The 1,024-nt window shown below is 73.8% G+C and carries 2 protein-coding genes and 1 pseudogene; 2 read left to right on the plus strand and 1 reads right to left on the minus strand.

All coding sequences use genetic code 11. From position 1 onward, the window contains the following. Together AB0N07_RS52220 and AB0N07_RS52225 are read left to right on the plus strand one after the other, a co-directional pair. Positions 1–127, plus strand: a 127-nt coding sequence (locus AB0N07_RS52220; RefSeq protein WP_365848185.1) for a tyrosine-type recombinase/integrase, incomplete at its 5' end; no start/stop codon positions are given. A gap of 168 nt (positions 128–295) precedes the next feature. Continuing rightward, positions 296–790: a DUF3145 domain-containing protein gene (locus AB0N07_RS52225; protein WP_365848187.1), complete on the plus strand. Its 495-nt coding sequence runs from the start codon at positions 296–298 to the stop codon at positions 788–790. A gap of 28 nt (positions 791–818) precedes the next feature. Here the strand turns inward: AB0N07_RS52225 and AB0N07_RS52230 are convergent. After that, a pseudogene (locus AB0N07_RS52230) lies at positions 819–1,024 on the minus strand (beta-ketoacyl-ACP synthase); the annotation flags it as partial.

Here is a 1,024-nt window from a genome sequence, read left to right on the forward strand (position 1 = left end):
CGGCGCCGACCTGCGCAGCGTGCAGGAGCTGCTGGGCCACGCGTCCCTGCGCACCACACAGGTCTACACGCACGTCTCGATCGATCGCCTCCGCGAGGGCTATCGGCAGGCCCACCCACGCGCCTGACGCCGCCCCGGCCCCTCCACTGCGGCGGCGCGACACGCACGGCGGCGCACCGCCCCGTTGCCGGCCCAGCATCCCTGGTGCACAATGGCCCCAGGATCCACCGGAGCCGCGACGTGGTCGTAGGGGAAGACGCACCGCATCGCACCCTCGGAGGCATCCATGACCAGCATCCAGACCCGCGGCGTGGTCCACATCCTCTCCGCCCCGACCGCCCTCTGCCCCCACGTGGAGTGGGCGCTGAGCTCCGTGCTCGGCCCCGCGACCTCGGTGGAGTGGGAGGGTCAGCCGGTCGCGCCCGGCCAGCACCGCGCCGAGGTGCGCTGGACGGCGCCTGCCGGCACCGGTGCGCGCCTGGCCTCGGCCCTGCGCGGCTGGCCGCACCTGCGCTTCGAGATCACCGAGGAGCCGTCCGCCGGGGTCGACGGCTCGCGCTGGTCCCACACCCCGGACCTCGGCATCTTCCACGCCACCACGGACGTCTCCGGCAACATCATGGTCTCCGAGGACCGCATCCGGTACGCCTATGAGGCCGGCGCGGGCGACCCCAGCGTGCTGATGCACGAACTCTCCCTCGCGCTCGGCGAGGCCTGGGACGATGAGCTCGAGCCGTTCCGGCTGGCCGCCGCCCACGCCAACGTGCGCTGGCTGCACCGCGCCGTCTGACCCCTCGTCCGGCCGGCGGCGCTCCGGCTCAGACGCTGCGGAACACGGCCACCGCGTTGTGGCCGCCGAAGCCGAACGAGTTCTTCACGGCCACGCGCGGCCCCTCGGGCTGGCGGGCGGGGGAGCCGGTGACCACGTTCAGCGGGATCTCCGGGTCCTGGTGGTCCAGGTTGATGGTCACGGGCGCCTGGCCGTGGTGGACGGCGAGCACGGACAGGATCGACTCGATCGCGC

The organism is Streptomyces sp. NPDC051172 (assembly GCF_040682555.1).
GTDB lineage: Bacteria > Actinomycetota > Actinomycetes > Streptomycetales > Streptomycetaceae > Streptomyces.